The following is a 9,425-nucleotide window of genomic DNA, read 5'->3' on the forward strand; positions in this document are numbered from 1 at the left end:
GCTGGTGATCAGCGCGATCGCCGCCCTCTGGCTTCCTGCGGGACGCGCCCTGGAGCCGGATGCGAGCGGTCAGCGGGTGAGGACCTCGGCGGCGGTCGGCACGAGCACCCGGTCGGGCCGGGTGTAGATCGCGAGACTCGAGCCGCGGCTGAACCCGACGAGGGTCATCCCGGATGCCGCCGCCAGATCCACCGCGAGAGACGAGGGCGCGCTGACGGCGGCGAGCACCGGGATGCCGGCGAGCCGCGCCTTCTGCACAAGCTCGAACGACGCACGCCCCGACACCTGCAGCACTGTTCCCGAGAGCGGCAGTCGGTCTTCGCGCACCGCCCACCCGACGATCTTGTCGACGGCATTGTGGCGCCCGACGTCCTCACGCAGGCACAACAACTCCCCCTCAGCGGTGAAGAGGCCCGCCGCGTGGACGCCGCCGGTCCGATCGAACAGGGCCTGGCTCTGCCGCAGCACGTCGGGAAGACGCGCCAGGATGCCGGCATCGACCCGGATGCCGTCGCCGGCCACGTCGAAACGGGATTGCTTGCTGACAGCCTCAATCGAGGTGGTGCCGCAGATACCGCAGGCTGAGGTCGTCGTGGAATGGCGCGCGTGGGCATCCGTCGGGGGAACCGCGCCCCGGCCCAGCACTGCGTCGATGACGTTGTAGGTGTTCTCTTCGCGGCGACCGAACTCGTCGAATCCGGCGCAGTAACGCAACGAGGCGAGCTCATCGCGCGCAGCGATCACGCCCTCCGAGACCAGGAACCCGGCCACCAGGTCGAAGTCGTCGCCGGGTGTGCGCATCGTGACCGACCAGGACGTGCCGTCGATCCGGATCTCCAGCGGCTCTTCGCGGGCCACGACGTCTTCCCGCGTCGAGGTCGTCGCGGCATCCGCGCCGTCGTTCCACCGCACGCGGGTCACGCGGTGCCGCGTCATCCCTGTCGCCATCTCGACCCCTTCGTTCAGCTCCCATTGTGCCCCGCACCTGCGCGACGGGGCCGGATGCCGAGGATCGGCGTTAGTCTCGGGAGAACAGGTCGACGTCGACCGGCGGCGTGGAGAGGATGAGCCGCTCCCGCCGGAGAGTCCACCCGGAGAATCCACCATGGCAAAGTCCGCCCCCACCGCAGATATCGACGAGTCGAAGCTCCGTGTCTCGGCGCCCGCGACCGAAGCTGTCGGCGTTCCCGCCGTGATGCACGCCCTTGAGATGTCGATCGAGCAGATGGGCCTCGTGCGCAGTGCCCGGACGCTGCTGCGCGTGAACCAGAAGGACGGGTTCGACTGCCCCGGCTGCGCGTGGCCCGAGGAAGACAAGCGTCACATCGCCGAGTTCTGCGAGAACGGCGCGAAGGCCGTGGCCGAGGAGGCCACCGTGCGCCGTGTCTCTGCTGATTTCTTCGCGAAGCACTCGATCGCCGATCTTCTCGAGCACGACGACTATTGGCTCGGACAGCAGGGGCGCCTGGTCGAACCGATGATTCTCGACGAGGGGGCCACGCATTACCGTCCTGCCAGCTGGGACGAAGCGCTCGACCTGATCGCCGACGAATTGCGCGGGCTCGACAGCCCCGATGAGGCGATCTTCTACACCTCCGGCCGAACCTCGAACGAGGCCGCCTTCCTCTACCAACTGCTGGTGAGGGGCCTGGGCACCAACAACCTCCCCGACTGCTCGAACATGTGCCACGAGTCAAGCGGCGTCGCGCTGTCGCAGACGCTCGGCATCGGCAAGGGCACGGTGTCGATCGAAGACATCCACAACGCCAGCCTCATCATCGTCGCGGGCCAAAACCCCGGCACCAACCACCCGCGCATGCTGAGCGCCCTCGAGAAGGCGAAGATGAAGGGCGCGACGATCGTCGCCGTGAACCCTCTTCCCGAGGCCGGCCTCATGCGGTTCAAGAACCCGCAGATCCCGCGTGGTGTGATCGGTGACGGCACCCCGATCGCCGATGAGTTCGTACAGATCCGGATGGGCGGCGACCAGGCCCTGTTCCAGGCGCTGGCCAAGCACCTGCTCGAGCAGCACGAGCGTCGCATCGAGGCTGGCGAGCCCGGCATCCTGGATGCCGACTTCTTGACGCAGCACACAAGCGACTTTGCCGCCTACGCAGACCTGATTCAGGCGGCATCCTGGAGCGAGTTCGAGACCGCGACGGGGCTCACCGAGGCACGGATGCGGGAAATCGGCGACCGCGTGATCGCCTCCCCCGCGACGATCGTGTGCTGGGCGATGGGCCTGACCCAGCACAAGCATTCGGTCGCGATGCTGCGCGATGTGGTCAACCTGCTCCTCCTGCAGGGGAACGTCGGGCGCCCGGGCGCCGGCGTCTGTCCCGTGCGCGGTCACTCGAACGTGCAGGGCGATCGAACCATGGGCATTTACGAGAAGATGCCGGAGCCGTTCCTCGAGGCCCTCGACGCGGAGTTCTCGTTCGCCGCTCCGCGCAAGCACGGCTACGACACCGTCGAGGCGATCCGGGCGATGCGGGACGGGAAGGCACGCTTCTTCATGGGGATGGGCGGGAACTTCGTGTCGGCCACCCCCGACACCGCCGTGACCGAAGCCGCCATGCGAAACCTGCGCTTGACGGTCGAGGTCTCGACCAAACTCAACCGCTCGCACCTCGTGACCGGCACACGCGCCGTCATCCTGCCGACCCTCGGCCGCACCGATCGCGACCATCGCGGCGGAATCGACCAGCGCGTGACGGTCGAGGACTCGATGGGCGCCGTCCACGCCTCGCGCGGGCGCCTGAAACCCCCCGCCGACGACATGCTGTCGGAGGTGGCGATCGTGGCACGGATCGCCGAGCGCCTGTTCGCAGGGCCCAACGCCCTACCGAACGCTCCGCAGGCCGATTGGAAGGCCATCGAAGCCGACTACGCAACAGTGCGCGCGCACATCGAGGCAGTCGTTCCCGGGTTCGACGATTACGAGGCGCGCATCGCAAAGGGCCGCACCTTCTTCCTCCCGAATGGCCCCCGCGACGAGCGCCGCTTCACCACGGTGACGGGTAAGGCGATCTTCACGGCCAACGAACTCGAGTATCCGAAGATCCCCGAGGGCCACCTGCTGCTGCAGACCCTGCGCAGCCACGACCAGTACAACACCACGATCTACGGCAAGGATGACCGGTACCGCGGCATCCGTGACGGGCGTCGCGTCGTACTCGTGAACAGCACGGATGCCGAAGCCGCGGGCGTCGCCGACGGCGAGATCGTCGACCTCGTATCGGTGTGGACCGACGGAACCGAGCGGCGTGCAGAGGAGTTCCGGGTGGTGCACTACGACACCCCCGTCGGAAACGCCGCCGCCTACTACCCCGAGACGAACCTGCTCGTTCCGCTGGACTCGACTGCCGACGGATCGGGCACGCCGACCTCGAAGTCCGTCATCATCCGGCTCGAGCGCCGGGGTTCGGAACAGCCGAGCTCGTGACAGCCGCCCCGGATGCCGCCACTGCTGCGCCCCCGGGCGGGGCAGGGGTCCGCGCTGCCGTCGTGACGGCATCTGACCGCGCGGCATCCGGGGAGCGTCCGGATGCGACAGGACCGGCTCTTGTTCGACGACTCGGCGAGGCTGGGTACGTGTGCGACGCGGCGATCGTCGTGGCCGACGGGCAGGACTCGGTTGCCGGCGGCATCCGTCGCGGGCTGGATGCCGGTGCCCGGGTGATCATCACGACCGGCGGCACCGGAGTGGGCCCCCGCGATCGCACCCCCGAAGCGACCCGGACCGTGATCGACCGGGAGGTTCCGGGTCTTGCCGAGGTGTTGCGGCGCGAGGGCGCGGCATCCACGCCGATGGCGGCGCTCTCGCGCGGGATCGTCGGTGTCGTCGACGGGCCAGGCGCCGTGATCGCGAATCTGCCCGGGTCGACGCGCGGCGCCGCCGAGGGCCTCGAGACGCTGCTCCCGCTGCTGCCGCACGTTCTGGACCAGCTCACGGGCGGGGATCACTGATGGCAGACGCCATACGGATCGCGCGGATCAGCGATGAGCCCCTCGACCTCGCTGCGCACATCGCGGCGGTGTCGGGTCCGACCGCCGGCGGGATTGCGACCTTCGTCGGCACGGTCCGCGACCACGATCCGGGCGCACGCGGTGAGGTGACGCTGCTCGAGTACTCGTCACATCCGGACGCCGAGCGGATCCTGGGCTGTATCGCGGCGTCATGTCTCGCGGAGACTGAGGCCGAGTGCGCCATCGCCGTCACGCACCGCATCGGAAAGCTCGGTGTCGGCGATCTCGCCGTCGTCGTCGCGGTCTCAAGCGCCCACCGCGCTCCCGCATTCGAGGTGTGCCGGGCACTGATCGAGCGCATCAAGACCGACCTACCGATCTGGAAGCGCCAGCACGAGCACGACGGCACCGCGAGCTGGGTGGGACTCGACGCATGAGTGCCGTTCCCCTGCCCCTGCCGACGACGCTCGCTCGCCCCGGCGGCGTTGATGCGACGTACGCCGAGCGGGCGGCGCCCGGCTCGCGCGGGCAGTTGGTCGACAGGTTCGGCCGGGTGCACCGGGACCTGCGCATCTCGCTGACTGACCGGTGTTCGCTCCGCTGCACCTACTGCATGCCGGAGCAGGGCGTCGAGTGGCTCGCGAAGAGCAGCATCCTGACGACAGACGAGATCGTGCGGGTCGCGGGAGTGCTCGCAAGCCTCGGGATCGTCGAGGTTCGACTGACCGGCGGTGAGCCGCTGCTGCGTCGCGACATCGTGGACGTCGTTCGGCGTGTCGCCGCGATCGAGGGCGTCGCGGGTCCGCTCGAGGTGTCGATGACCACCAACGGACTGAAGCTCCCCGAGCTTGCCGAGCCGCTACGCGAGGCCGGTCTTGCGCGGGTGAACGTGTCGATCGACACGCTGCGCCGCGACCGCTTCGCTGAGCTGACGCGCCGCGACCGTCTGGATGACGTCTTGTCCGGCATCCGTGCCGCCCGCCGTGCCGGCTTCGCACCCCTCAAGCTCAACGCGGTGCCGATGCGCGGCGTCAACGACGACGAGATCGTCGACCTGGTGCAGTTCGCGGTCGACAACGGGGCTCAAATGCGGTTCATCGAGCAGATGCCGCTGGATGCCGGCCACACGTGGTCTCGCTCCGAGATGGTCGATGCGGGTGAGATCCTCGACAAGCTCACGCGGCGCTTCACGCTCACGCCGATCGGCGAGCGCGGTTCGTCGCCGTCGCAGGACTACCTCGTTGATGGCGGACCGACCACGGTCGGGCTCATCGCGTCGGTGTCAGCGCCGTTCTGCGGTGCGTGCGACAGGGTGCGGTTGACTGCCGACGGGCAGATCCGCAACTGCCTGTTCGCCCGCGAGGAGTCCGATCTGCTGCCGCTCCTGCGCGGCGCGGAGGGCAGCTCGCCCGCGGATGACGACGCCATAGCCGACCTGCTACGCCGGTCGATCGCGGGCAAGCGCGCAGGCCACGGCATCGACGACCCCGGATTCCTGCAGCCCCAGCGCCCCATGAGCGCGATCGGCGGCTGACCCCGGCATCCGCACCCTTCCGCTGCGGGCCCGCACCTTCCGCGAACCCACACCTTCCACGCCGAACCCACGCCTTCCGCACCCAAGAACGTGTGGGGTCGGCGCGAGACCTGTGGGTTCAGCGGCCAAGACCGGCGAAGTTCGGTCGCGCTCAGCCGCCGGCGAAGGGCGGCAAGATGTCGACGACATCGGATGCCGACAGCGGCATATCGGCATCCGTGCGCTCTCCGTTGACGAGCACCGCACACCGCGGCAGCACGAATCCGAGGCGTTCGTGGTCGGTGACCACCGCAGCGCGCAGGGCGTCTAGCGTCTGCTCGCCGCGGACCTCCTCCTCGGCACCGGCCGCTTCAGCCGCGCCGGCAAAGTAACGAACCGTCGCCATCAGACTCCGCCCCCGCCGCTGTGGGGGGCACGCCCTTCCGCCCACGCGCCGGCGAGCGCGACGACCTCGGCGAGGGCAGCCGCCGTATCCTCGGGGCTGCCGCCTGCACGGCCGGCAACCAGCCCCGCGACGAAGGCGCTCAGAGGCGCGGCGGGGCGTGCAACGTCATGCGCGACATCGCGTGCGAGGTCGAGCACGAGCGCGATCGGCACCTGCTCGGCATCCAACCCGAAGCGATCACGCAGCACCGAGGACCACTCATCGAGTGCTTCGGGCGGAAGGGTGCGGTCGTTCATGCTGGCTCCTGACTCTCGAGACCGGGCACGGGAGAGATCCTGCCACGTGTCGACGTCGGTCGTCACCCCAGTTGTATCCGGCAGATACCGACATCGCAGGTCGGCGAACAGGTCGCTCATCCGCGCACCCACCGGCTCTGTCTGTCGCGCGGCAGCGTCGACGAGCGCCTGCGTCCGAATCCGTGCACAGAGCCACTGGCGGCGACCTGCACGGTCCACAAGCACGACCCCGTCGGCTCCCGCGGCGTCATCGAGGCCCGCCGCGAGAAGGGCCGCCACGGCGCGATCGCCCGCGGCGAGGTCACCGGCCAGCAGCAGGACCTCATCGGCGTCCACGCGGCCGATCGCCGCGGCGATCGCCGCTACCGGCCCGCCTCCTGCCGGTTCCTCGCGCATCACCACGAGATGTGACGGTCCCGAACGCAGGATGAGAGACGTATCCGCATCCGCTGACGCCGCTTCGAGCGGGATTGATCCTGCGTTCGGCTCGCTGTCGACGGGCTCGTGCCCCGCCGCAGGGTCCACGGGCGGCGCACCGACGACGACGACTGTGCCGTCGCACACAGCCCCTGCGGCCCGGACCGTGCGGCTGAGCAGTGACCGCCCCGCTACCGTCAGGGCGGTCTTATCGACCCCGCCCATCCGTGATGCTCGGCCTCCCGACAAGATGATCGCGCCGAGCCGCGCTCGCGAGCCCGCGACGGGCGCAGGTAGGCCCGGCGTCGAAGCCGAATCCTGGCCGCTTCCGGGCGTCACTCCTCGCGTGTCCACGATCCTGAGCGGCCGCCCTCCTTGGCGGTGATGCAGGCATCCGTGATCGTGACGGTGCGGTCGATGCCCTTGACCATGTCGACCACCGAGAGCGCGGCGACGGTCACGGCGGTGAGCGCCTCCATCTCGACCCCGGTGCGGTCAGCAGTGCGCACCGTCGCCGTGATGCTCACCCCGGCGTCCTCGATCTGCAGGTCCACGACGACACCGTGGACCCCGATCACGTGCGCGAGCGGAAGCAGCTCGGGTGTGCGCTTGGCGGCCTGGATTCCGGCGATCCGCGAGACGGCCAGCACATCCCCCTTCGGCACACTGCCGTCACGCAGCGCAGCGACGGTGTCTGGAGCCATCGTGACGAAGGCGCGGGCGGATGCGGCACGCACCGTCGGCTGCTTGCCGGTCACATCCACCATGCGGGCGTGACCGGACTCGTCGAGGTGCGTGAAACTCATGTCACCAGCATGACATCGACGAGGTCGCCGGCGGCTACCTCCTCGATGGATGCCGGGACCACCGCCCACGCCTCGGCGAGCGCGAGTGCGCCGGCACGGTGGGAGCCGGATCCTCCGGCGGTCGCGGGACGGACGGTCCATGCCGCAGGGTCGGACCGATCGATGGCGACGGGCATGAACTGCTCGCGGGCTGGCGGGGTTCGCCATCCGTCCGATACCCGCAGGCGGATGACGGGGCGCAGCACGTCACGTCTTCCCTGCATCCGCAGCAGCGCCGGGCGCACGAAGGCCTCGAACGACACAGCGACGCTCACGGGGTTCCCGGGCAGGCAGAACACCGGGATGCCGCCGATGGCGCCGTGCCCCTGCGGCTTGCCGGGCTGCATCGCGACGGTGAGGAACTGCACGCCGGTCGGTTCGAGAACGTCCCGCACCACCTCGTAGGCGCCGACGCTTGCCCCACCGGTGAGCACGATCGCATCCGGGGCGTCGGCTTCGACGCGAGCGAGCACCCGCCGCAACACGGCCGGGTCATCGCCGACGCGGATGAGCTCGGTGACGACAGCGTCGGCGCCTCGCACGAGTCCGTCGAGCAGCAGACCGTTCGACTCGGGGATCTGCCCCGGCCCCACGGGCTCCCCGGGCGCAACCAACTCGTCGCCGCTGGCGATCACAACCACGCGCGGAGCCGGTCGAACGAGAACGGATGCTGCACCTGCCGCTGCCGCGGCCGATCGCTGCAACGCACCCAGTCGCTCCCCCGCGGCAACCACGACATCACCGACCGAGACATCGTCGCCTTGACCACGAATATGCGCGGCGGGCGTCGGCTGCGCGTCGAGGTGAATGAGCGACCCGGGGGCGACATCGCGGAACGGCTCCGCGGTCTGTTCGTGCGGGACGATGGCGTCGGCTCCGGCCGGAAGCGGCGCTCCCGTCATGATCCGGGCCGCTTCCCCGGGCCCGATGCTCGCGCCGGGGGCAACGCCTGCCGGGATATCCACGACGACGGTGCGCCGCCCACCCCCGTCGCCCGCTCGGACTGCGTAGCCATCCATCGCGGAATTGTCGAAGGCGGGGATCTCGAGCGTTGCGGCAACAGGTTCCGCGGTCGTGCGACCCCAGGCATCCGTGATCGGCATCCGAACCGCGGTCAGGACGGTGGTCGCCGCGAGGATCGCGTGGCGATGCTCGGCGACAGTGCGAGTGAAACTCATACGTGGGAGGGCGTAGAAAGGGCGGATGCCGAGCGGACCGGGAGTTCTCGCATCGTTCCGGCGAGGGCGTCGATGACGGCGATCCGACCCAGAAGCGGGCGCCCCTCGCCGACGATGAGCTTGATCGCCTCGGATGCCATCAGCGAGCCGGTCTGCATGCACACCGATGCGAGCACCCCGACGTCCTCACACGTGACGACCTGTCCGGTCGAACCGGCCGGGAACAGGTCGCTCAGGCGCACCGGATCGGTGCCGGCCGGCGGCTCCGCCCAGAACACCGTCACCTGCGACCAGAACTCCAGTACGCTCCCCCACACGACCGGCAGCCCGAGCTCTGCGGCTGCGGCATCCACGACGTCGCGGGTCTCGAAGGTGTCGGACCCGTCCAGCACGAGGTCGTAGTCAGACAGGATCTCGCGCGCGTTCGCCGCGGTCAGGCGCACCGGGTGTTCGATCACACGCGCGTCGGGTGCCAGGCCGCGTGCACGAGCCGCGGCACTTTCCGTCTTCGGCTCGCCCACGGTCTCGACCGAGTGAATGATCTGCCGGTGCAGATTGGTCAGGTCCACGACGTCGTCGTCGATGATGCCGATCGTTCCGATGCCGGCCGCGGCAAGGGCCAGAATGACGGAGGACCCGAGCCCGCCGGCTCCCACGACCGCGACGCGAGCTGCGGCGAGGCGGCGCTGACCCAGATCGCCGATGGCGAAGAGTTTGCGGTGACGCGCCGTGCGGTCGCGTTCGGCATCCGTCAGGGCCTCGACGGGCTCGACGAGCGGGGGAAGTGACATGTCCCTACGC

Annotated in this window: 10 protein-coding genes; 4 read left to right on the top strand and 6 right to left on the bottom strand. The window is 69.6% G+C overall.

The annotated features are described in order from the left end of the window. Positions 1-69 precede the first annotated feature (69 nt). Entirely contained in the window at positions 70-948 is an 879-nt protein-coding gene (gene fdhD / locus B3587_RS07990; RefSeq protein ID WP_292727718.1) for a formate dehydrogenase accessory sulfurtransferase FdhD, read from the bottom strand. 157 nt (positions 949-1,105) lie between these two features. Between fdhD and B3587_RS07995 the strand changes: the two genes are divergently transcribed. Genes B3587_RS07995 through moaA form a run of 4 tightly spaced genes read left to right on the top strand, consistent with a single transcriptional unit; the run spans position 1,106 to position 5,503 of the window. After that, positions 1,106-3,445, top strand: coding sequence for an FdhF/YdeP family oxidoreductase (locus B3587_RS07995; RefSeq protein WP_292727720.1), 2,340 nt, complete (start codon positions 1,106-1,108; stop codon positions 3,443-3,445). After that, positions 3,442-3,969: a MogA/MoaB family molybdenum cofactor biosynthesis protein gene (locus B3587_RS08000; protein ID WP_228179469.1), complete on the top strand. Its 528-nt coding sequence runs from the start codon at positions 3,442-3,444 to the stop codon at positions 3,967-3,969. The genes B3587_RS07995 and B3587_RS08000 overlap by 4 nt, the downstream gene beginning before the upstream one ends. Then, positions 3,969-4,406: a molybdenum cofactor biosynthesis protein MoaE gene (locus B3587_RS08005; RefSeq protein WP_292727722.1), complete on the top strand. Its 438-nt coding sequence runs from the start codon at positions 3,969-3,971 to the stop codon at positions 4,404-4,406. The genes B3587_RS08000 and B3587_RS08005 overlap by 1 nt, the downstream gene beginning before the upstream one ends. Continuing rightward, complete coding sequence (gene moaA, locus B3587_RS08010) at positions 4,403-5,503, top strand: GTP 3',8-cyclase MoaA (RefSeq protein ID WP_228179471.1); 1,101 nt, start codon at positions 4,403-4,405, stop codon at positions 5,501-5,503. The genes B3587_RS08005 and moaA overlap by 4 nt, the downstream gene beginning before the upstream one ends. Before the next feature lie 151 nt (positions 5,504-5,654). Here moaA and B3587_RS08015 read toward each other — a convergent pair whose 3' ends face one another. The 5 genes from B3587_RS08015 to B3587_RS08035 form a co-directional block, all read right to left on the bottom strand. Next, positions 5,655-5,888, bottom strand: coding sequence for a MoaD/ThiS family protein (locus B3587_RS08015; RefSeq protein WP_292727724.1), 234 nt, complete (start codon positions 5,886-5,888; stop codon positions 5,655-5,657). Continuing rightward, a complete protein-coding gene (locus B3587_RS08020) occupies positions 5,888-6,955 on the bottom strand; it encodes an NTP transferase domain-containing protein (RefSeq protein ID WP_349675794.1) in 1,068 nt (355 codons plus the stop codon). Before B3587_RS08020 ends, B3587_RS08015 begins: the two co-directional genes overlap by 1 nt. Next, positions 6,937-7,407: a cyclic pyranopterin monophosphate synthase MoaC gene (moaC, locus tag B3587_RS08025; RefSeq protein ID WP_292727728.1), complete on the bottom strand. Its 471-nt coding sequence runs from the start codon at positions 7,405-7,407 to the stop codon at positions 6,937-6,939. Before moaC ends, B3587_RS08020 begins: the two co-directional genes overlap by 19 nt. Further along, positions 7,404-8,624, bottom strand: a complete 1,221-nt coding sequence (gene glp / locus B3587_RS08030; RefSeq protein WP_292727730.1) for a gephyrin-like molybdotransferase Glp — start codon at positions 8,622-8,624, stop codon at positions 7,404-7,406. Before glp ends, moaC begins: the two co-directional genes overlap by 4 nt. After that, the coding region (locus tag B3587_RS08035; protein WP_292727732.1) for a HesA/MoeB/ThiF family protein at positions 8,621-9,425 on the bottom strand (805 nt) is incomplete at its 5' end. The genes B3587_RS08035 and glp, both read right to left, overlap by 4 nt.

Origin of the sequence: Microbacterium sp. UBA837 (genome assembly GCF_002296025.1) — a bacterium.
Lineage (GTDB): Bacteria > Actinomycetota > Actinomycetes > Actinomycetales > Microbacteriaceae > Microbacterium.